This window comes from Reyranella sp. (assembly GCF_965229815.1).
Classification (GTDB): domain Bacteria; phylum Pseudomonadota; class Alphaproteobacteria; order Reyranellales; family Reyranellaceae; genus Reyranella.
The window spans coordinates 2816492-2836633 of record NZ_CBDDJN010000006.1; the positions used below are offsets into that span (position 1 = coordinate 2816492).

At 69.0% G+C, this 20142-nt stretch carries 19 protein-coding genes; 11 read left to right on the forward strand and 8 right to left on the reverse strand.

Annotation, left to right across the window (positions count from 1 at the left end):
* Nucleotides 1–41 precede the first annotated feature (41 nt).
* The 4 genes from ACO073_RS24895 to ACO073_RS24910 all read left to right on the forward strand — a co-directional run bounded on the left by ACO073_RS24895 (nucleotide 42) and on the right by ACO073_RS24910 (nucleotide 4307).
* Nucleotides 42–869 carry an alpha/beta fold hydrolase gene (locus ACO073_RS24895; RefSeq protein WP_422001265.1) on the forward strand — a complete coding sequence of 276 codons (828 nt, stop codon included), beginning with the start codon at nucleotides 42–44 and terminating at the stop codon, nucleotides 867–869.
* A gap of 58 nt (nucleotides 870–927) precedes the next feature.
* Complete coding sequence (locus ACO073_RS24900) at nucleotides 928–2268, forward strand: tetratricopeptide repeat protein (protein ID WP_422001266.1); 1341 nt, start codon at nucleotides 928–930, stop codon at nucleotides 2266–2268.
* A 132-nt stretch (nucleotides 2269–2400) separates the two neighbouring features.
* Nucleotides 2401–3282 carry a TauD/TfdA dioxygenase family protein gene (locus ACO073_RS24905; protein ID WP_422002208.1) on the forward strand — a complete coding sequence of 294 codons (882 nt, stop codon included), beginning with the start codon at nucleotides 2401–2403 and terminating at the stop codon, nucleotides 3280–3282.
* Nucleotides 3279–4307 (forward strand): aldo/keto reductase, encoded by a 1029-nt coding sequence (locus ACO073_RS24910; protein ID WP_422001268.1) that lies wholly within the window; start codon nucleotides 3279–3281, stop codon nucleotides 4305–4307. The genes ACO073_RS24905 and ACO073_RS24910 overlap by 4 nt, the downstream gene beginning before the upstream one ends.
* 2 nt (nucleotides 4308–4309) lie before the next feature.
* Here ACO073_RS24910 and ACO073_RS24915 read toward each other — a convergent pair whose 3' ends face one another.
* Complete coding sequence (locus ACO073_RS24915; protein WP_422001269.1) at nucleotides 4310–5113, reverse strand: class I SAM-dependent methyltransferase; 804 nt, start codon at nucleotides 5111–5113, stop codon at nucleotides 4310–4312.
* Between the two features lie 57 nt (nucleotides 5114–5170).
* Between ACO073_RS24915 and ACO073_RS24920 the strand changes: the two genes are divergently transcribed.
* The gene (locus ACO073_RS24920; RefSeq protein ID WP_422001270.1) at nucleotides 5171–5998 is read left to right on the forward strand and encodes an amidohydrolase family protein; all 828 of its coding nucleotides are present in this window, start codon (nucleotides 5171–5173) and stop codon (nucleotides 5996–5998) included.
* A 3-nt stretch (nucleotides 5999–6001) separates the two neighbouring features.
* On the opposite strand, the gene ACO073_RS24925 is transcribed toward ACO073_RS24920, so the two are convergent.
* The gene (locus ACO073_RS24925) at nucleotides 6002–6454 is read right to left on the reverse strand and encodes a CHRD domain-containing protein (RefSeq protein WP_422001272.1); all 453 of its coding nucleotides are present in this window, start codon (nucleotides 6452–6454) and stop codon (nucleotides 6002–6004) included.
* A gap of 235 nt (nucleotides 6455–6689) precedes the next feature.
* Here ACO073_RS24925 and ACO073_RS24930 point away from each other — a divergent pair, with 235 nt between their 5' ends.
* The 3 genes from ACO073_RS24930 to ACO073_RS24940 all read left to right on the forward strand — a co-directional run bounded on the left by ACO073_RS24930 (nucleotide 6690) and on the right by ACO073_RS24940 (nucleotide 9949).
* On the forward strand, nucleotides 6690–7829 hold the full coding sequence (locus ACO073_RS24930) for an amidohydrolase family protein (protein WP_422001274.1): 1140 nt from the start codon (nucleotides 6690–6692) through the stop codon (nucleotides 7827–7829).
* 69 nt (nucleotides 7830–7898) lie between these two features.
* Nucleotides 7899–8738: an EamA family transporter gene (locus ACO073_RS24935; RefSeq protein WP_422001275.1), complete on the forward strand. Its 840-nt coding sequence runs from the start codon at nucleotides 7899–7901 to the stop codon at nucleotides 8736–8738.
* An 8-nt stretch (nucleotides 8739–8746) separates the two neighbouring features.
* Nucleotides 8747–9949, forward strand: coding sequence for a pyridoxal phosphate-dependent aminotransferase (locus tag ACO073_RS24940; protein ID WP_422001277.1), 1203 nt, complete (start codon nucleotides 8747–8749; stop codon nucleotides 9947–9949).
* A 42-nt stretch (nucleotides 9950–9991) separates the two neighbouring features.
* On the opposite strand, the gene ACO073_RS24945 is transcribed toward ACO073_RS24940, so the two are convergent.
* The 5 genes from ACO073_RS24945 to ACO073_RS24965 all read right to left on the reverse strand — a co-directional run bounded on the left by ACO073_RS24945 (nucleotide 9992) and on the right by ACO073_RS24965 (nucleotide 14309).
* Nucleotides 9992–10543 (reverse strand): hypothetical protein, encoded by a 552-nt coding sequence (locus ACO073_RS24945; protein ID WP_422001279.1) that lies wholly within the window; start codon nucleotides 10541–10543, stop codon nucleotides 9992–9994.
* 147 nt (nucleotides 10544–10690) lie between these two features.
* Nucleotides 10691–12253: an AMP-binding protein gene (locus tag ACO073_RS24950; RefSeq protein WP_422001280.1), complete on the reverse strand. Its 1563-nt coding sequence runs from the start codon at nucleotides 12251–12253 to the stop codon at nucleotides 10691–10693.
* Between the two features lie 47 nt (nucleotides 12254–12300).
* Nucleotides 12301–13620 (reverse strand): NAD(P)/FAD-dependent oxidoreductase, encoded by a 1320-nt coding sequence (locus ACO073_RS24955; protein WP_422001281.1) that lies wholly within the window; start codon nucleotides 13618–13620, stop codon nucleotides 12301–12303.
* Between the two features lie 158 nt (nucleotides 13621–13778).
* Complete coding sequence (locus ACO073_RS24960) at nucleotides 13779–13982, reverse strand: YgaP family membrane protein (RefSeq protein ID WP_422001283.1); 204 nt, start codon at nucleotides 13980–13982, stop codon at nucleotides 13779–13781.
* An 18-nt stretch (nucleotides 13983–14000) separates the two neighbouring features.
* Nucleotides 14001–14309, reverse strand: a complete 309-nt coding sequence (locus ACO073_RS24965; RefSeq protein ID WP_422001285.1) for an ArsR/SmtB family transcription factor — start codon at nucleotides 14307–14309, stop codon at nucleotides 14001–14003.
* 82 nt (nucleotides 14310–14391) lie between these two features.
* Here ACO073_RS24965 and ACO073_RS24970 point away from each other — a divergent pair, with 82 nt between their 5' ends.
* The 3 genes from ACO073_RS24970 to trxC all read left to right on the forward strand — a co-directional run bounded on the left by ACO073_RS24970 (nucleotide 14392) and on the right by trxC (nucleotide 19101).
* Complete coding sequence (locus ACO073_RS24970; RefSeq protein WP_422001287.1) at nucleotides 14392–15363, forward strand: efflux RND transporter periplasmic adaptor subunit; 972 nt, start codon at nucleotides 14392–14394, stop codon at nucleotides 15361–15363.
* Nucleotides 15360–18584, forward strand: a complete 3225-nt coding sequence (locus ACO073_RS24975; protein ID WP_422001289.1) for an efflux RND transporter permease subunit — start codon at nucleotides 15360–15362, stop codon at nucleotides 18582–18584. Before ACO073_RS24970 ends, ACO073_RS24975 begins: the two co-directional genes overlap by 4 nt.
* Before the next feature lie 73 nt (nucleotides 18585–18657).
* The gene (gene trxC, locus ACO073_RS24980) at nucleotides 18658–19101 is read left to right on the forward strand and encodes a thioredoxin TrxC (protein ID WP_422001290.1); all 444 of its coding nucleotides are present in this window, start codon (nucleotides 18658–18660) and stop codon (nucleotides 19099–19101) included.
* 65 nt (nucleotides 19102–19166) lie between these two features.
* On the opposite strand, the gene puuE is transcribed toward trxC, so the two are convergent.
* Nucleotides 19167–20078 (reverse strand): allantoinase PuuE, encoded by a 912-nt coding sequence (puuE, locus tag ACO073_RS24985; RefSeq protein WP_422001292.1) that lies wholly within the window; start codon nucleotides 20076–20078, stop codon nucleotides 19167–19169.
* Nucleotides 20079–20142: the final 64 nt, after the last annotated feature.

Consider the following 20142-nt stretch of genomic DNA (forward strand, 5'->3'; position numbering starts at 1 on the left):
GGTGCCCCCGGGAGGGCGAAGACGAACGATGGAGCTGGACCATGATTGCGCTTTCCGAATTCTCGTGCCCGGTCGACGCGGGCGTCGTCCTGCGCGGCGTCCAGAGTCGCGGCACCGACGGTGACCCGTTGATCCTTCTGCACGGCTACAGTGATTCCTGGCGGTCCTATTTGCCTCTGATGCGCGAGCTGCCGCCGTCGATGCGGCTGGTGGCGTTCTCGCAGCGCGGCCATGGTGACTCTTCGAAGCCGACGGCAGCCTACGGGACCGAGGTCATGGCGCGCGATGTCGCGCGCGCGATGGACCAGCTCGGCATTGCCCGCGCCGTTGTCGTCGGCCATTCCATGGGCAGTTTGGTTGCCCAGCGCTTGGCCCAGGACCACGCCGACCGGGTGAGCCGGCTCGTGCTGATCGGCGCCTTCGCCTCGCTCAAGGGCAATGTAGGCGCCGAGGCCCTGTGGCGCGATGCGATCTCGACCATGTCCGATCCGGTGCCTCCGTCGTTCGCCCGCGAATTCCAGTCGAGCTGTCTTGCCCGGCCGGTGCCGGACGAGTTCCTGTCGGAGGTTGTCGCGGAGAGTCTCAAGCTTCCGGCGCATGTCTGGCGGAGCGCCCTCGCGGCCGTATTGAGCGAGGACCGAAGCCACCTGCTCGGTCGGATCGCCGCCCCGACCACGATCATCTGGGGCGACCGCGACGCCTTCTGCGGCAAGGCCGAACAGGAACGGCTGGCGCGATCGATCCCCGACGCGCGGCTGGTCGTCTACGAGGGCACCGGCCATGCGCCCCACTGGGAAGAGCCGGCGCGCGCCGCGGCGGACCTCGTGGCGACGGTATCGGCCTCCGCCACCCCACGGGCGGCAGCCTGACGAACCCACCGCCTTTTCCGGCGGATCCACTTCAGCACAGAACACAACGGAGTTTGCAATGATCAAGGACCTGCAGGGACATGCGCTCTCTGGCGCGACCGCCGATGCGGCAGCCGCCTACGAGGGGGCCGTCCAGGCCTTCAATCTCTTCCAGGGCGATCCAATGGCACTGCTGGAGCAGGCCATCGAGGCGGCCCCCCGCTTCGTCATGGCGCATGTCTTCAAGGCGCATCTGCTCAACCTGTCGACCGAGCCGGCGGCCGTGGCTCAGGCGCGGGCGATCGTCGCCGAGGTCAAGGCGATGCCGCTCAACGACCGCGAGACCGCACACGTGGCGGCGCTCGGCCATCTCGTTGCCGGCAACTGGACCGCCGGCGCAGTCGCGCTCGACCACCACAGCATGCGCTTTCCGCACGACCTCGTGGCATTGCAGGTCGGCCATCAGGCGGACTTCTTTCGTGCCAATGCCCGGAATCTGCGGGACCGCATTGCCCGCGCCCTGCCCGCCTGGTCGAGCGACATTCCGGGCCATTCGATCCTGTTCGGCATGTACGCCTTCGGCCTCGAGGAGTGCGGCGACTACGCTCGGGCCGAAGAGGCCGGCCGGCAGGCGGTAGCCCTGCAGCCCCTCGACTGCTGGGCGCACCATGCCGTCGCGCATGTCATGGAGATGCAGGGCCGCGCCGAGGATGGCATCGGCTGGATGGTGTCTCGCGAGCCCTACTGGTCGGGCGATGCCAACTTCTTCAAGGTGCACAACTGGTGGCACCGGGCGCTGTGCCACCTCGATCTCGGACAAATCGACCAGGTGCTGGCGCTGTATGACGGGCCGATCCGCAAGGATCGCAGCGCCGTCGCCGTCGATCTGATAGATGCGACCGCGCTGCTGTGGCGGCTGCATCTGTCGGGCCACGATGTGGGCGATCGATGGGGAGAGCTGGCGACGGCCTGGGACGACCATGCCGATGCCACCACCTATCCGTTCAACGACTGGCACGCCGTCATGGCCTATCTCGGCGCCGGTCGCCTCAAGGATGTCGCCCGCATCGCCAGGATCTACCATGAAGGAGCGGCAACCGGGCGCGAGGCTGACGCCTGGGGACGCGCCACGGCGCGGCCGCTGGTCGAAGGGTTCAACGCGTTCTGGCACGGCGACCATCGCACCGCGGTCGAGCTTCTGCATGGCGCCCGGTTCATCGCCAACGGCTTCGGCGGCAGTCACGCCCAGCGGGACATCATCGACTGGACCCTGATCGAAGCGGCGTTGCGAGGCGGCCTGCCGGAAGTCGCGGAAGCGTTGGCCCACGAACGACTCGCCACCAAGCCTCGCAGCCCCGTCAACCTGGCTTTCCTGGCCCGCAGCCAGCGGTCGAGCAACGCGCACCCGAAGGCCGCCTGAACAGGCCGGGCGACCGCCGGCCATCCCGCCCTGCGCATCGCAGGCCCGGATGTCCGGCGGGCCGTCCGACCGCTGCAGCCCAGACCTGCGGTATCGGCCTTTCGCGACGCGCGCATCTGTTGTTCACTTCGGCTGGTGCAGTTCGATCCGATCACTCGCCATATCGGCGCCCGCATGACGGGAATTGACGCGCGTCGTCCGCTGACGCCGCCCGAAGTCGCCGCCATCGAGGCGGGTCTGGACAAGCATGCCGTCCTCGTGCTGCCGGGCCAGGACATCACTGACGAGCAGCAGCTCGCCTTCACAGCCAACTTCGGCGCCTTCCAGGAGGGCGCCAACTCGACCGAGCGCCGCCACGAGCTGCGCCTCGACCCGGCCTTCGCCGACGTCTCCAACCTCGACCGGTCGGGCCGCCGCCTCGACCGCGACGATCGCCGGCGCATGGCCTCGCTAGGCAACCGGCTCTGGCATTCCGACGCCTCGTTCCGCGTCGTGCCGGCGCGCTACTCGATCCTGAGCGGCCGCATCGTCGTCACCAAAGGCGGCAACACCGAGTTCGCCGACATGCGCGCCGCCTACGACGCGCTCGACGATGCGACCAGGGCCGAGGTCGAGGACCTGGTCTGCGAGCATTCGCTGATCTTCTCGCGCGGCCAGCTCGGCTTCGAGAACTACAGGGACGAGGAGCTCGCGGCCATGAAGCCGGTGCGCCACCGTCTGGTGCGCACCCATCCGGTGACCGGGCGCAAGTCGCTGTTCCTGTCGGCCCATATCGGCGGCATCCTGGGCTGGCCGCGTCCCGAGGCGATGGCCTTCGTGCGCGACCTGATGGAGCACGCAACCCAGCCCGTTTTCGTCTATGCGCATCGCTGGACCCAGCACGACCTCGTCATGTGGGACAACCGCACGACCATGCACCGCGTGCGCCGTTTCGACGACCTGAACAGCGTACGCGACCTGCGTCGCACGACCACCAGAGGTGACGGCCCGACGGCCGAACAGGAGGCTGCATGACCGTCCTTCCCAAGCGCCGCGTCGGCAAGACGGAGCTCGAGGTCACCACGCTGGGGCTGGGCGGCGCGCCGCTGGGCGGCTTCCGTGCCACCATCCCGGACGCCGAGGCGCTGGCGCTCGCCGATGCGGCGTGGGACGGCGGCGTGCGCTTCTACGACACCTCGCCGTTCTACGGCTATGGCCGCAGCGAGCTGCGCATGGGCGCGGCGCTGCGCGAGAAGCCGCGTGGGGAGTTCGTGCTCTCGACCAAGGTCGGCCGCGTCCTGCATCCGATGAAGCCCGGCGAGAAGAAGCCGCCCGAGTTCCGCGAGAACGGCCTGCCCGGCTTCGCGCCGGTGTTCGACTACAGCTATGACGGCGTCATGCGCTCGCTGGAACATTCGCACCTGCGGCTGGGACTGGCGAAGATCGACATCGCGCTGATCCACGACGTCGACTTCTGGACGATCAAGGACCGCGCGATCCTCGACGAGCGCTTCAAGACGGTCATGGACTCGGGCTTCAAGGCGCTCGATGAGCTGCGGAAGGCGGGCGTCATCGGCGCGATCGGCGTCGGCATCAACGAATCCGACACCAGCCTGCGCTTCATCCAGGCCGGCGACTTCGACTGCATGCTGCTGGCCGGCCGCTACACGCTGCTCGAGCAGGGCGGTCTGGCCGAGTTCCTGCCGGAGTGCGTGAAGCGCGGTGTCTCGGTCATCCTGGGCGGGCCGTACAATTCCGGCATCCTGACCGGCGGCGTGCAGCCCGGCGCCACCCATGACTACGCGCCGGCGCCGTCGGCGCTGATCGACAAGGCGCAGAAGATCGAAGCCGTGTGCCGCCGCCACGGAGTCGAGCTGGGCGCGGCGGCGCTGCAGTTCCCGCTGTTCCACCCGGCCGTCTGCTCGGTCATTCCCGGCGCGCTCGGCGTGGCGGAGGTGAAGCAGAACATTGGCCGCCTGTCGGCGCCGATCCCGGCCGAGCTGTGGAGCGAGCTGAAGCGAGAGAAACTGCTCGAGGCCGGCGCACCGACGCCGAACTGACCTCAGCCGGGCGCGGCGGAAACGACCAGGGCGCGGATGCGGCCCTCGACGGGACCGCGCCCGAACCGCTGCTCGAGCGCCGCCGTCGCATGACCGGTGGCCTCCTCGAGGCGCGCAGCATCGCGCGCCTCGATCTCGGTGCGCAGCGGCGTGCCCTGGCACAGGGCGACGGCGACATCGCGGGCCGAGGATGCCCGGCTCACGGCCTCGACCCGGATGTCGGCGAATCCGGCGGCGGCGACATCGTCGCGCAAGCGCTGCGGATCGTGATAGCCGTGCGGCGTCCGCGCCATGAAGCGCGGCGGATCGTCGGGAAAGACCTCGGCCAGGGCAGAGGTGGCGACGTCGGTGAACTGGTTCACCGAGATCGAATCCCAGACGCTGAACAGCAGGCGGCCCTGCGGCCGCAGCACCCGACGGGCCTCGCGGTAGCCCTGCACCCGATCGGGGAAGAACATCACGCCGAACTGGCAGGCGACGACGTCGAAGCTCGTATCGGGAAGACCCAGCGACAGCGCATCCGCCTGCTGCCAGGTGACGGCACCCGCCGATTGCCGCCGCGCCGCGAGGTCGAGCATCGGCTGGTTGAGGTCGGTCGCGACGATCCGGGTCGCCGGCGGCAGCACCGCCGCCAGCGCCCGCGTCAGCACGCCCGTGCCCGCCGCCGTTTCCAGGACATCGCTCGGGGCTCGCGCCGCAACCCGGCGCGCGAGATCCGCCGCGAAGGGCTCGAAGAGCATCGGCACCATCAGGCGGTCGTAAATTTCGGGAATCGAACCGGCGAACACTTTGTCGGTGGCAACCATCGGTCGCTCCGTCACCTGGTCCTCGAATGCCTGATACTATCGCGGCGGAGGAACGACATGAAGATCATCGACGCCCAGATCCACATCTGGTCACAGACCGTGACCCCACCCAGCGGCCTGCATCGCAAGGTCGAGACGTTCACCGCCGAGGAGGCGCTGAAGGAGATGGACGAGGCCGGCGTCGACGCCGCCCTGATCCATCCGCCCTACAGCTGGGATCCGACCTCCAACCAGCTCGCGCTCGACGCGGCCCGGAAGTACCCGGACCGGTTCGCGGTGATGGGCCAGTTCGACTTCGACGATCCCGAGAGCCGCGAGAAGATCCGGACCTGGCGCCAGCAGCCCGGGATGATGGGGCTGCGCTGGGCCCTGCTCTATCCCGACCAGCAGAAGGCCCTGCACGAGGGCAAGCTCGACTGGGTGTGGCCGGCGGCGGAAAAGGCGGGCGTCCCCGTCGCCACCATGGCCGGGCTCTTCCTGCCGCAGTTCCGCCGGATCGCCGAAGGCCATCCGAAGCTGAAGCTGATCATCGACCATTGCGGCCTGCTGCGCCTCGAGAAGGACGAGGCAGCCTTCGGCAACCTGGACGAACTCTGCGCGCTGGCCCGGCTGCCCAACGTCGCGGTCAAGGCAACCGGCGCGCCTGGCTACTCGACGCAGAGCTACCCGTTCCGCAACCTGCACGACGGGCTGCACCGCATCTTCGACGCCTATGGCCCGGACCGCTTCTTCTGGGGCACCGACATCACCCGCATGCCCTGCAGCTACCGCCAGTGCGTGACGATGTTCACCGAGGAGCTGCCGTGGCTGAAGGGCCGCGACCTCGAGAAGGTGATGGGCCGCGGCCTCGCCGCCTGGATCGGCTGGGACTACCGGTTCGACTGACGCCTACTGCGCGACCGGCAGGATCCGGCCGCGGATCTCGCCGTCGGGATACTGCGTGGTGAGGATGGTCACGGACCAGCGGCCGGCCAGGACCTCGGCGGCCTGCTCGTCGGTCAGGGTGACCCCGTCGCGGATCGTGTAGTCGTAGATCGGTATGTTGATCGGCGCACCGCGGGGGCCATTCGGGTCCATCGGCGCCGGTCCCTGCAGGTATCCCATGGTCATGGGGCTGCTCAGCCCCACGAGGTTCATGCGGTATTCCAGCACCTTGGTCGATGGCCGGTACGTCGCCTCGAACCAGCCGCTGGCGCGGCTCTGCGTCGGCGGCACCTCGTTCGCGCCGTAGAGAGTGGCGCGCAGCTCCGTCTTCGGCACGCGCGGCTCGCCCATGTAGAACGAGCAGGACGCCGCCAGCAGCAGGCCGAGGACGAGGACCGGACGGACGACAGCGGACATGCGGCGATGAAGCTCCCCTGCCCAACATACGCAGCGGAGAGCGCGAGCCTCCCTCGCCGACGGGCGGGACCACTGTAGCCGCGGACTGACCGACTGTCGCAGTCCGCGCGGCGTCCCGAACGGCCTGCCTTCGCCCACCCGGCCGCCTTCGGACGTGCCGTATCGCTGGGCAAACCAGGGGGACTGGCCGGGCGGACGGCACAGGAGGATGATCCGGTTCAGGAGGAACGCGCCCATGAAATACGACGTCATCTCCGCCGATGGCCATGTCGACCTGATCTGGCTGCCCCCCGACCTCTTCACGGCCAACGCCTCGGCGGCCTTCAAGGACCGCATGCCGCACGTCGTCGACGGACCGAAGGGCCCCGAATGGGTGAGCGCCAAGGGCGCCAAGTTCGGGCTGATGAACGGCATGGGCTCGGCCGGCCGGGAGTACGTCCCGGGCGTCATCCACCGCTCCGACCGCATGGCCTCGACCGGCCTCTACGACGACGGCAGGAAGGGCATCCGCCGCCTCACCGAGCCCGATCTTCGCCTCAAGGACCAGGACCGCGACGGCGTGCAGGCAGAGGTCCTCTATGGCGTCCTGGGCTCGAGCGGCCGGCTCAACGACCCCGAGGCGGCGTTGGAGATGCTGCGCATCTACAACGACTGGCTGCACGATTTCTGCAAGGCCGCGCCCGATCGGCTGATCGGCCTGGCCAACATTCCCAACTACGACATGCAGGACTCGGTGGCCGAGGCAATGCGCTGCGCCAAGCGCGGCGTGCGCGGCTTCGACATCGCCAACCGGCCTGACATGACACCGCTGTGGGACGAGCACTGGGAGCCGCTGTGGAAGTTCGGCCACGAGACCGGCATTCCCCTGCACTTCCACACGATCGGCGGCCGCTCGCCCGACACCAGCCAGATGCCGCACCACATCGTCCGCCGCGTCCAGGCCGCGCACATCACCAACTTCCAGATGCACATGAGCTACATGCTGATGTCGCTCATCTATTCCGGGGCGCCGGAACGCTATCCCAACCTCAAGATCGTCATCGGCGAGGCGGGGCTGGGCTGGATCCCCTACGTGCTGCAGCACATGGACCTCGAATGGGAGGACCAGTTCCAGGACCTCGACCTCAAGATGAAGCCGAGCGAGTACTGGCACCGGCAGTTCTTCGCGACCTACCAGACCGATCCGGTCGGCATCCGCCTGCTCGACCTCCTGGGCGAGGACAATGTGATGTGGGGCTCCGACTATCCCCATCCCGACGGCATCTGGCCGGATTCGCAGGAGTTCCTGGGCCGCGAGCTGTCGGGCGTCAGCCCCGAGGCCCGCCGCAAGATCACGCGCGACAATGCGATGACGCTCTATCGCCTGGGAAATTGAGCACGATGTCCTGCTCCTCTTCCCCCTAGCGGGGGAGAGGAACTTGAGCCATGACATCGAGTGCCCGTCATGAGCCCGCGCCTGCGCATCGTCCTCCTCACCGTCTTCGCCATGCTGGCCTTCGCGGGCAACTCGCTGCTGTGTCGGGCGGCGCTGCGCGACACGACGATCGACGCGGCGAGCTTCACCGCCATCCGCCTCGCCTCCGGCGCCGTCGTCCTGGTCATCCTGCTCCGGCTGCGCGGCCGGCGCCCGCTCGAGGGCGGCAGCTGGCCGATGGCCGCCATGCTGTTCGCCTATGCCGCCTTCTTCTCCTTCGCCTACCGCGAGCTGACCGCCGCGACCGGCGCCCTGCTGCTGTTCGGCGCCGTCCAGCTCACCATGATGGGATGGGGACTGTGGCGCGGCGAGCGCATCGCCGGCCTGCGGCTGGCCGGGCTCGTGGTGGCGGTCGCCGGCCTGGCCGGGCTGCTGCTGCCGGGCCTCGCCGCGCCGCCGCCGCTGGCCGCCGCCCTGATGCTGGCGGCCGGCATCGCCTGGGGCATCTATTCGCTGCTCGGACGGGGCGCCGGCGAGCCGGTCGCGGCGACCGGCGGCAATTTCCTGCGCTCGGTGCCCTTCGCCGCCGCCCTGATCCTGACGGCCTTCGGCCGCGAGACCGTCGACCATGCCGGGCTCGCCTACGCCGTGCTCTCGGGGGCCGTGACCTCGGGCCTGGGCTACGTCCTGTGGTACGCGGCGCTGCCGGCGCTCGCCGCCACGACCGCCGCCATCATCCAGCTCAGCGTGCCGGCCATTGCGGCCCTCGGGGGAGCAGTGCTACTCGCCGAGCCGCTCACGACGCGGCTGCTGCTGTCGTCGGTGGCGGTCCTGGGCGGCATCGCGCTCACGATCCGAAGGAAGGGTTGAAGAAGAACATGTTCGAAGTCGCCGAGCGTCTGCGCAACGTCAAGGTGTCGGCCTCGGCCGCCATGACCCGGAAGGTGCGCGAGATGCGCGCCCAGGGCGTGAAGATCGTCGGCCTGTCGTCGGGAGAGCCCGACTTCCCGACGCCGCCGCACGCCATCGAGGCGGCGCACAGGGCGGCGCTGGCCGGCGACACCAAGTACCCGCCGCAGGACGGGGTGAAGCCCCTCAAGGAAGCGATCCAGCGCAAATTCAAGCGCGACAACAATCTCGACTATGCGATCGACGAGATCATGGTCTCCAACGGCAGCAAGCAGATCATGTACGACGCGCTGATGGCGAGCGTGAACCCGGGCGACGAGGTGATCATCCCGGCGCCCGGCTGGATCTCCTATGCCGACCAGGCGACGCTGGCCGGCGCGAAGCCCGTGCCGGTGTCCTGCCCCGAGAACAACCAGTTCAAGCTGCGCGCCGCCGATCTCGATGCGGCGATCACGCCCAGCACCAAGTGGGTCGTGCTGAATTTCCCGAACAATCCCACGGGCGCCGTCTGCTCGCGCGCCGAGATGCGCGCGATCGCCGACGTGCTGCTGGCCCATCCCCACGTCTTCGCCATGGCCGACGACGTCTACGAGCACCTGACCTATGACGATTTCGGCTTCTGCACGCTGGCCGAGGTCGAGCCGAAGCTCAGGGACCGCACGCTGACGGTGAACGGCGCCTCCAAGGCCTATGCCATGACCGGCTGGCGTGTCGGCTTCGCCGGCGGCCCCCGGCCGATGATCGCCGCGATGACCAACATGCAGGGGCAGATCGGCTCCGGCATCTCGACGATCAGCCAGGCCGCCGCCACCGCCGCGCTCGACGGGCCGCAGGAACTCCTGAAGGAGCGCGCCGCCGACTACCAGAAGCGGCGCGACGAGGTCGTCGACATGCTGCGCCAGGCGAAGGGCCTGACCTGCCACAAGCCCGAAGGCGCCTTCTACGTGTTCCCCAACATGGCGGGCTGTATCGGCAAGACCACGCCGGCCGGCCGGACGATCGCGAACGACACCGATTTCGTGACGGCGCTGCTCGAGGAGAAGCACGTCGCAACGGTGCAGGGCGCGGCCTACGGCATGAGCCCGTACTTCCGCATCTCCTACGCCACGGACATCGCCAGCCTGCGCGAAGGCTGCCGGCGCATCCAGGAATTCTGTGCGGATCTGAAGTAGGAAAAAGGGCCGGCCGGGGGCCGGCCCTTTCGCAGGGCCGCCCTAACGGGCAAGCGCCGCCTGGGTCGTGAGCTCGCGGACCGCGGCAACCTGGTTGCGCAGGTTGATCTTGCGGCCGCACAGCGGCCAGTGCCACGGCTCTTCGAGATCGAAGATCATGTACTTCGCGAGCGATGCGGCACGATCGTAGTCGTGCGCGAGCTCAGCCGCTTCCGCGCGGCTGAGCTGCGTGCCGTCCCGCTTCATCTGATAGGAGATGACGGTCGGCAGGCTGAACTGCAGGCGCCCCAGATAGGCGCCGCGCCCGCCGCGGATCGGACGGTCGGACGGTCCCCACCCGCCGCTCTCGCAATGCGCGAGTTCGCGGATGATCTCTTCCTTGCGATCGTCGATCGCCTTCTGCTGAAGGTCGACCGGCGGCTCGAAGCCCGATGTCTTGGGCGGTGTTCCTCCCAGGATGTTCTGGCATCCCGAGACAAGGAGCGCGGCGGCAACGAGGCCTGCGCCAGTGGTGATGGATCGTTTGATAGTCACAACCCGCCCTTGCTGCCACGATTCCGACGCCGACGTAAACCCTTTGTCGCCATGATTCACATGCGCCCTGCAGGTCGGTCAAAATGAGAACACCGCGCGAACCTGCAGCCGTGCGAACCGCGCCGCGGATTCCGATCGCGGCAAAAAACTGTTTGAGCGTGGTGACTTATCGCTTCGCGCTGAAATCGCGAACGAGCGAGCGAACCGTCAACCGACCTGTCGCGAACGTCCCTGCCAGTACCGGGCACGAAGAATTTTTTTGTCGACTTTTCCCACGGCGGTCAGGGGAAAGCTGTCGACGAACTCGATCTGCTTGGGCGCGTGCGTGCTTCCCTTGCGGTCCTTCACGAGCTGAACGAGCGCCTCGGGCGCAGGCCGCGCGCCCGGCCGCGCGACGATCAGGGCGGCAACCGCTTCTCCCCACTTCTCGTGCGGCACGCCGATCACCGCTGCCATCGCGACGTCGGGATGCGACGACAGCACGTCCTCGACCTCGCGCGGAAAGACGTTGAAGCCGCCGGTGACGATCATGTCCTTCTTGCGATCGACGATGTAGAGATAGCCACGCTCGTCGGCGCGCGCGATGTCGCCGGTGTGCAGCCAGCCGCCGGCAAATGCCTCCTCGGTCTGCTCCGGCCGCTTCCAGTACCGCTCCATGGCGTGCGGCGCGCGCACGCAGATCTCCCCGGCCTCGCCCGGCGCCACCTCGCGATTGTCTTCGTCGCGCAGCGTGACACTGCAGCTCGCCACGGGAAAGCCGCAGGACGCGAACAGCTCCGGCCGCGACGCATCATGATCGGCCTTGCGCAGCACGCTCACGGGATAGCACTCGGTCTGGCCGTAGAGCTGGCTGAATACGGGGCCGATCCGCTCCAGCCCTTCCAAGAGTCGCGTCGGCGACATCGGCGAAGCGCCGTAGAGGATCAGCTCGAGGGACGAGAGGTCGGTCCGGTCGAGCCGCGGATGATCGAGCGCGACGTAGACCATCGTCGGCACCATGAGGGTGCAGTTGATGCGCTCCCGCTCGATGGTGGCCAGGAACTTCTCCGGCTCGAAGCCCCTGAGCAGATGGATGGTCCCGCCCTTCAGCAGCGACGGCACGACCTTGGTGCCCGAGACGTGGGTGATCGGCGCGGCCGCGAGATAGCGCGGCACGGCGGGCAGCTCGAAATCCGACGCCACGGCGAGCGTCATGGCGGCGGTCGAGCGGTGCCGCCGGATCGCCCCCTTGGACTTGCCCGTCGTGCCGCCGGTGTAGTTGATGACGGCGAGGTCGTCGGCATCGGCGAGATCGACCGGCGTGGCGCTGCCGACGCGCTCGGCGCTGGCCACGAGATCGCGGCCGAAGTCGGCCCGGCCCATGGTGAGCACGACCGTGAGCGCGCCGGCACGGGCCGCGAGCTCGGCCCCGCGCGCGGCGTGCGTGGCGGGGTCGACGACGAGAACGGTGGCGCCGGCGTCATCGATGACGTCGAGATGGTCGTCGAGGGCGCCCAGCGGGTGAAGCCAGGTCGTCACAAGGCCGAGTCCGGACGCCGCCACGCCGGCGCACCAGCTTTCGGCACTGTTGGCGCTGAGCAGCGCGACCGTCTGCCCCTTGCGCAGCCCGGCCGCCGCCATCGCCGCCTGCAGCCGGCCAATGAGATCGTAGGCGCCGCGATAGGTCAGGCCGCCCCCGTCCCAGACGAAGGCGAGCCGTTCGGGAAAGCGCGCCAGCGCACGCAGGACCATCGTCGTGCCGGTGGGACTGCCGGCGATCACCTGGCTCATGGGGCCGCTTGTAGCACGGCCCGCCCCGCTCCGGAGGGGCCCCTATCTCAGGCGGCCGTCCGCGGGGCCGTCCCCGCCGGTTCGCCGCGCAGCCGGTCGATGCCCAGCCACTTCATGAGCAGGCGCTCGTAGGCCGGCTCGCCGGCCCCGCTCCGCACCTTGTGCAGGAAGTACTTCTCGAACCCGATCTTCGCCGCATGAACCCAGTAGCCGCGCGAGGACCAGTTGACGTTGCGCGGCGGGATCTGCGGCAAGGCCACGAATGCCACGCCGTCATTGCCGAAGTCGGCGAGGCAGACCGCGTTCCACGACGCCTCGCGCACCGGCGCCTCGCCCTCGATCAACGCGGCGATGTTCTCGGCCGTGGCCGTCACCATGGACTCGATCATGTAGCCGGTCTTGGGCACGCCGACCGGCACCGGCGTCTGCTCGTACGGCGGGATGGCGATGCAGACCCCGACGCCGAACACGTTCGGGTAGGTGGGATTGCGCTGCTTGCGGTCCGTCAGGACGAAGCCGCGCGGGTTGGCGAGTCCTGCCGCGCCCTTGCCGTCGTCGCCCATCAGGCAGGGCACGCCGCGGAAGGCCGGGATCATCATGGTCAGCCGCGACGGCAGGCTGTGCTGGCGCACCACGCTGCCATCCGCGCCAACCTCCGTGCACTCCACCTTGTCGGCGCCGATCGAATCGACGCGGGCATTCGTCACCCACTTGATGTCGTGATCGCGCAGCACCGATTCGAGCAGGCCCTTGGTGTCGCCGACGCCACCGAGGCCGAGATGGCCGACATAGGGCTCCGACGTGACGAAGGTGATCGGCACGCGATCGCGAATCCGGCGGCGGCGCAGGTCGGTGCTGAGCATCAGCGCGAACTCGTAGGCCGGACCGAAGCAGGAGGCGCCCTGGACGGCACCGACCACGATCGGCCCGGGCTCGGCGCAGAAGGCGTCCCAGCGCTCGGCTGCCCGGGCGGCATGGTCGACGTGGCAGATCGAGATCGTGTTGGCTTCGGGCCCGAGGCCCGGAATCTCGTCGAAGGCGAGCGCCGGCCCGGTCGCGATCACCAGGTAGTCATAGGAAATCCGGCGGCCATCATTGAGCTCCAGCGCATTCTCGCCGGCCAGCACCCGCCGCGCGCCGACCGACTCGAAGCCGATCGCCAGCCGCGCGAGCGTCGACGGCAGGTGGACCTTGATGTCGTCCGGCCGGCGCCAGCGCAGCGCCACCCACGGATTCGACGGGACGAAATGGAACCACTCGGAGTCCGAGACGACGACGAGCTCAGCCTTCCGTCCGACCTTGGTGCGCAACTCGTAGGCCATCGAGATGCCGCCGATGCCGGCGCCGAGCACAACGATCCTGGGCATGCGCTCCTCCATTCGTCGTTGGGCGCAGGATGGCCATCCGGCCGATCTGCGCATTGATGTGCATCAATTTGCCTCGGGCCCGGTCACGTCATCGTCGGGCCATGGACAGTCGCGAGCCACCGAACACGGATGCCGCGCCGGCGGCGGCAGCCTCTGCGTCAGTCGAACGCGCACCCCGCCTTCAGGCCGAGTCGCTTGAAGATGATGGCGGCTGGGCAGAAGCCGGTGAACGACGCCTGCAGCAGGTTGAGGCCGACGAAGGCCGTGAACAGCAGCCAGTAGGGGCTGTACAGAACGGCGAGCACCAAGCTCAGCAGGATCATGATGCCCGCGAGGGCCATTACGGCACGATCGATCGACATAGGGTCCTCCTTCCTTTCTCAGCGACGGCGCGCCGGCCGGCAAAAGACGTCGTGCAGGACCTCGATCAGTCTCTTCACGCCGCTGTCGGCCAGCGAATAGTAGATGGTCTGGGCCTCGCGCCGCGTCGTCACCAGCTTGGCGTCGCGCAGCTTGGCGAGATGCTGGGACAGAGCCGACTGGCTGATCCCTGCGATCCGCTCGAGCTCGCCGACCGAACGCTCGCCCTCGACAAGCTCGCACAGGACGAGCAGCCGGCTCTCGTTGGCCACCGACTTCAGGAAATCGGCCGCGTCGGCGGCGCGCTCCTTCATGGCTTCTATATTCATGCTTGCTAAATTAGTTTTCTCTCATATATGTGTCAAGTCCCTTTCGCCGGCAGGCGAGAGGGCACGCAGAGAGGAACGGAGAATGATCCGCACATCCGTCGTCGCCGTCCTGGTCCTGGTGGCCGGCCTGTCCGCCGCGCTGGCCGCCGACCAGACGGTCGTCCGCCGCGAGGTCGACGACCGCAAGGCGGTCATCGCCACCATCGAACCGATCCGCGAGCTGCGCGCCCGGGCGCGCATCGGCGGCACCATCACCAAGCTCACGGTGCGCGAGGGCGACCGCGTCGCCGCCGGCGATCAGGTGGCCCTCGTGGTCGATCCCAAGCTGCTGCCCCAGCTGCAGGCGCTCGACTCGCGCATCCGTGCGCAGGAGGCGGCGCTGGACCAGGCCCAGATCGACTACGGCCGGATCCAGCAGCTGCGCGCCTCGGGCACGGTCTCGCAGGCTCAGCTCGACCAGGCGCGGACCCGCCTCGACGTCGCCGAACGGACACTGCAGGCCCTGCGGTCGGACCGCGAGGTGGTCGAGCAGCAGTCGACCGAAGGCGCCGTACTGGCGCCGGGCGACGGGCGCGTCCTCTCGGTCCCGGTGGCGGTCGGCAGCGTCGTGCTGCCCGGCGAGACCCTCGCCACGCTCGCGACCGACAACTACATCCTCCGCCTGCAGCTTCCCGAGCGCCACGCCCGCTTCCTCAAGGCCGGCGACACGATCCTGGTCGGCTCGCGCGGCCTGCAGGCGCAGGACCGCGAGGTCCTCCGGAAGGGCCGGGTCGTGCTCGTCTATCCGCAGATCGACCAGGGACGGGTGATCGCCGACGCGATCGTCGACGGGCTGGGCGACTACTTCGTCGGCGAGCGCACCCGGGTCTATGTCGCGACGGGCCGGCGCGCGGCGCTGGTCGTGCCCGAGGACCATGTCTACCGCCGCTTCGGCGTCAGCTACGTGAGGCTCGCCGACGGCACCGAGGTGCCCGTGCAGACCGGCCTGCCGGTCGACGGCGGAATCGAGATCCTGGCGGGCGTCAAGGAAGGCGACGCGCTGGCCCGCCCATGAAACCCGGACTCTCCGGCGCGCTGACCCGCGCCTCCATCGACTCGCCCCTGACGCCGCTGCTGCTGCTCGTCTCCCTGGTCATGGGCGCGCTGGCCCTGTTCGCGCTGCCGCGCGAGGAGGAGCCGCAGATCAGCGTGCCGATGGTCGACATCATCGTCACCGCCAACGGCTACAAGGCGGCCGACGCGATCGAGCTCATCACCAAGCCGCTCGAGGACATCGTCAAGGGCATCAACGGTGTCGAGCACACCTATTCCTTCACCCAGGACGACACCGTGCTGGTCACGGCGCGCTTCTACGTCGGCACCGACGAGGACGACGCGCTGCTGCGCATCCACGAGAAGATCCGCGCCAACATCGCCGACCTCCCCAAGGGGATCCCGGAGCCGCTGATCATCGGTCGCGGCATCAACGACGTGGCGATCCTCACCCTGACGCTCGAGCCCAAGCCCGCCGCCGCCGAGCGCTGGACAGACAACGGCCTGTTCCAGATCGCCGACGAGCTGCGGCACGAGCTGGTCAAGGTCGACGACGTGGGGCTGAGCTACATCGTGGGCGGCAGCCCCAACCAGATCCGCGTCGAGCCCGACCCGGAGCGCCTGGCGCTCTACGGCGTCACCCTCAACCAGCTGGTCGACAAGGTCGCCAACGCCAACCGCTCCTTCCTGGTCGGCGCCTTTCGCCAGCTCGACAAGAACACGCCGGTCGTGGCCGGCCAGACGCTGCAGGGCGTGCCGGACATCGGCCTCCTGCTCCTGACCTCGCGCGACGGCCGGCCGGTCTACGTCAAGGACGTGGCGACGGTCGTCGTGGGCGCGGCCGAGACCGGCCATCGCAGCTGGAACCTCACGCGCACCGCGTCCGGCGAGCTCGAGCGCCGGCCGATGGTGACGGTGGCCTTCGCCAAGCGGCGCGGCGCCAATGCCGTCACCGTCGCCGACCACCTCCTCGAACGCCTGAAGACCGTGCAGGGCCGCCTCGTGCCCGACGACATCTCGGTGACCGTCAGCCGCAACTACGGCGAGACGGCGACCGAGAAGGCCGACGAGCTGCTCTTCCACCTGGCGCTGGCCACCGTCTCGATCGTCCTGCTGATCACCGTCACCATCGGCTGGCGCGAGGGGCTCGTGGTGCTGGTGGTGATCCCCACCACCATCCTGCTGACGCTCTTCGCCTCCTGGCTGATGGGCTACACGATCAACCGCGTCAGCCTGTTCGCGCTCATCTTCTCGATCGGCATCCTGGTCGACGACGCGATCGTGGTGGTCGAGAACATCGTCCGGCACTGGCTGGCGAGGCCCGGCGCCGATCTCAAGGAAACCGCGGTCGAGGCCGTGGCCGAGGTCGGCAACCCGACCATCGTGGCGACGCTCACCATCATCGTGGCGCTGCTGCCCATGATGTTCGTGAGCGGGCTCATGGGTCCCTACATGAGCCCCATCCCGGCCAATGCCTCGATGGCCATGCTGTTCTCCTTCTTCGTCGCCGTCATGATCACGCCCTGGCTGCTCTATCGCCTGGCCGGGCGGCACTTCGCGCGCGCCGCCGCCGGCGGCCACGCGGGACACGCCGAGGTCGGCGCGCTCGGGCGCTTCTATCTTCGCGCCGCGCGCCCGCTGCTCGCGGGCCGGCGGCGCGCGCCGGTGTTCCTTGCCGTCGTCGCCGTCGCCACGGCCGCCGCCTGCGTGCTGTTCGCGACCCGGGACGTGACGGTCAAGCTGCTGCCCTTCGACAACAAGTCGGAACTGCAGGTCGTGGTCGACCTGCCGCCGTCGAGCACGCTGGAGGAGACCGAGCGGTTCCTGATGGCCGCCGCCGAGCGGCTGAAGGACCTGCCCGAGCTGACGTCGCTCCAGCTCTATGCCGGCACCGCGGCGCCGTTCAACTTCAACGGCCTGGTCCGGCACTACTACCTGCGGAGAGACCCGGCGCAGGGCGACCTGCAGGTCAACCTGCAGCCCAAGGGCGAGCGCGCCCGCGCCAGCCATGCCATCGCCCTCGACGTGCGCCAGCGCCTGACGGCCCTGCCCCGACCGGCCGGCACCCGGCTCCGGGTGGTCGAGGTGCCGCCGGGCCCGCCCGTCCTGGCGACATTGCTGGCGGAGGTCTACGGGCCCGACGAGGCGTCGCGGCGCGAGACGGCGCGCCGCGTGCGCCAGGCCTTCGAGAAGGTGCCGTTCGTCGTCGACATCGACGACACGTTCACCCCGCCCGGCGAGCGCCTGCGCTTCTCGATCAACCACGAGAACCTCGAGTTCTACGGCGTCGAGGAGCAGGCGGTTTACGACACGATCGCCGCCCTGATCGGCGGCGTGAAGGTCGGCTACTCGCAGCGCGGCAAGGGCGCCAAGCCGATCGAGATCGCGGTGCGCCTGCCGCGCAGCGCGGAGTGGCTGGGCGAACGGATCCTCAGCACGCCGCTCCCCGCCGGCGGCACCCGCCAGCGCGGCGCCAATGTCGAGCTGGGCGATGTCGTCACCGTCGAGCGCGAGCCCGCCTCCTACACGCTGTTCCGCCGCGACGGCCGGTTCGCCGAGATGGTCCAGGCCGAGGTGGCGGGCCGCTTCGAGGCGCCGATCTACGGCATGCTGGCGGTCGAGGACGAGATCGCCCGCCTCGACTGGGGCAAGGGCGGCCCGCCGGCGTTCCGCTACCACGGCCAGCCGACCGACGAATCCAGGTCGACGCTGCTGTGGGACGGCGAATGGGAAGTGACCTACGTCACCTTCCGCGACATGGGCGCGGCGTTCGGCGTCGCCATCCTCGGCATCTATCTGCTGGTAGTCGCCCAGTTCGGCTCCTACCGCCTGCCGCTGGTCATCCTGACCCCGGTGCCGCTCACGCTGATCGGCATCGTGCTGGGCCACTGGATGCTGGGCGCGGCCTTCACCGCGACGTCGATGATCGGCTTCATCGCGCTCGCCGGCATCATCGTGCGCAACTCGATCCTGCTGGTCGACTTCATCCAGCACCGGCGGGCGGAGGGCGTCGCCCTGCGCGACGCGCTGCTCGAGGCGGGCGCCATCCGCTTCAAGCCGATCTTCCTCACCGCAGCGGCGGCGATGATCGGCGCGGCCTTCATCCTCACCGACCCGATCTTCCAGGGCCTGGCGATCTCGATGGTCTTCGGCCTCGCCTCCTCCACCGCGCTCACGGTGCTGGTGATCCCGGCGATCTACGTCTGGCTGCGCGACGACGGCAAGCCCGTCTCCGGCGCATGACCCGAAGGCTGATCACCGTCCAGGCAACGTCGCGACCGTTCTGGCATTATCGTCAACCCCACCGAGGTGCGCCGTGACCGATTCCGTCATCGTCCCCTGCCCCGCCTGCAACACGCTGAACCGCGCGCCGCGCGACAAGCTCGCCGCCGGGAGCGGCAAGTGCGGCCAGTGCGGCGCGCCGCTCTTCGAGGGCCATCCGCTGGCGCTCGACGCCGCGAGCTTCGACACTCATGCCGGCAAGGGCGACGTCCCCCTGCTGGTCGACTTCTGGGCGCCGTGGTGCGGCCCCTGCAAGGCGATGGCGCCGCAGTTCGAGAAGGCGGCCGGCCGGCTCGAGCCCGGCGTGCGCCTGGCCAAGGTCAATACCGACGAGCAGCAGGCGCTGGCCAGCCGCTTCCGCATCCAGGGCATCCCGACGATGGTGCTGATGCACCGCGGCCGCGAGATCGCGCGTCAGTCGGGCGTGATGGATGCCGGCCGCATCGAGAGCTGGGTGCGCGGCGCGCTCGGCGGCTGAGGGCCTCGCCGCCACATCTCCGGCGCGCGCCCGTGCGCCGCGCACCGGACGGCGACGGACCTCGTTCAGCCCTTGGCCGGATGCACCTTCATCCAGTGGCGGGCGATCTCTTCGCGGGTCGCCACCCAGACCTTTGGCTTGGAGGCGACATAGTCCATGAAGCGCGCCAGGGTGGCGGCCCGGCTCGGCCGCCCGCCCAGCCGGCAGTGCAGGCCGATCGACATCATCTTCGGGAAGCGGGCGCCTTCGGCATAGAGCAGGTCGAAACTGTCCTTCATGGCCTGCAGCCAGCCGTCGCCCGCCGTGAAGCCCGGCGGCACGCCGAACTTCATGTCGTTGACCTCCAGCGTGTAGGGGATCACGAGATGCGGCTGGCCCTCGACGCGCAGCCAGTAGGGCAGGTCGTCGTTGTAGGAATCGCTCGAGTAGAGGAAGCCGCCGTGCTTGATGACGGCCGGCAGCGTGTGCATGCCGAAGCGGCCGGTGTACCAGCCGACCGGCGGCTTGCCGGCGCTGTCGGTGATGGCCTTCACCGCCTTCTTCATGTGGTCGAGCTCCTGCTCGAGCGTGAAGTCCTTGTAGTTGATCCAGCGGTAGCCGTGGCTCGCCACCTCGTGGCCGGCGGCGGCCATCGCCTTGCCAGCGGCGGGGTTCAGCTCGAGGGCGCGGCCGACCGCCCAGGAGGTGAAGCGCATGTTGCGCTCGGCGAACAGGCGCAGGATGCGCCAGAAGCCGGCCCGGCTGCCGTACTCGTACATCGACTCGGTCGACAGGTCGCGTCCGCCCATGATCGGCGGGTTGCCCGGCGTCTCGGTCAGGAAAACCTCGGAGCCCGCGTCGCCGTTCAGGATCGTGTTCTCGCCGCCTTCCTCGTAGTTCAGGACGAAGCTGACCGCGATGCGGGCCTCGCCGGGCCACTGCGGATCGGGCGTTTCGGCACCGTAGCCGACGAGATCGCGGTCGAGGAAATTGTGCATGCCAGGGCCTCCCGTTGAAGCGCGACTATGGGGCCGCTATAGACCGGCCAACAAGAGGAGTGGA

Bases quoted from the DNA above. Each gene is read 5' to 3' on its own strand.
- ACO073_RS24895 (WP_422001265.1), top strand. From the start codon at position 42: ATGATTGCGCTTTCCGAATTCTCGTGCCCGGTCGACGCGGGCGTCGTC.
- ACO073_RS24900 (WP_422001266.1), top strand. From the start codon at position 928: ATGATCAAGGACCTGCAGGGACATGCGCTCTCTGGCGCGACCGCCGAT.
- ACO073_RS24910 (WP_422001268.1), top strand. From the start codon at position 3,279: ATGACCGTCCTTCCCAAGCGCCGCGTCGGCAAGACGGAGCTCGAGGTC.
- ACO073_RS24915 (WP_422001269.1), bottom strand. From the start codon at position 5,113: ATGGTTGCCACCGACAAAGTGTTCGCCGGTTCGATTCCCGAAATTTAC.
- ACO073_RS24920 (WP_422001270.1), top strand. From the start codon at position 5,171: ATGAAGATCATCGACGCCCAGATCCACATCTGGTCACAGACCGTGACC.
- ACO073_RS24925 (WP_422001272.1), bottom strand. From the start codon at position 6,454: ATGTCCGCTGTCGTCCGTCCGGTCCTCGTCCTCGGCCTGCTGCTGGCG.
- ACO073_RS24930 (WP_422001274.1), top strand. From the start codon at position 6,690: ATGAAATACGACGTCATCTCCGCCGATGGCCATGTCGACCTGATCTGG.
- ACO073_RS24935 (WP_422001275.1), top strand. From the start codon at position 7,899: ATGAGCCCGCGCCTGCGCATCGTCCTCCTCACCGTCTTCGCCATGCTG.
- ACO073_RS24940 (WP_422001277.1), top strand. From the start codon at position 8,747: ATGTTCGAAGTCGCCGAGCGTCTGCGCAACGTCAAGGTGTCGGCCTCG.
- ACO073_RS24950 (WP_422001280.1), bottom strand. From the start codon at position 12,253: ATGAGCCAGGTGATCGCCGGCAGTCCCACCGGCACGACGATGGTCCTG.
- ACO073_RS24955 (WP_422001281.1), bottom strand. From the start codon at position 13,620: ATGCCCAGGATCGTTGTGCTCGGCGCCGGCATCGGCGGCATCTCGATG.
- ACO073_RS24960 (WP_422001283.1), bottom strand. From the start codon at position 13,982: ATGTCGATCGATCGTGCCGTAATGGCCCTCGCGGGCATCATGATCCTG.
- ACO073_RS24965 (WP_422001285.1), bottom strand. From the start codon at position 14,309: ATGAATATAGAAGCCATGAAGGAGCGCGCCGCCGACGCGGCCGATTTC.
- ACO073_RS24970 (WP_422001287.1), top strand. From the start codon at position 14,392: ATGATCCGCACATCCGTCGTCGCCGTCCTGGTCCTGGTGGCCGGCCTG.
- ACO073_RS24975 (WP_422001289.1), top strand. From the start codon at position 15,360: ATGAAACCCGGACTCTCCGGCGCGCTGACCCGCGCCTCCATCGACTCG.
- puuE (WP_422001292.1), bottom strand. From the start codon at position 20,078: ATGCACAATTTCCTCGACCGCGATCTCGTCGGCTACGGTGCCGAAACG.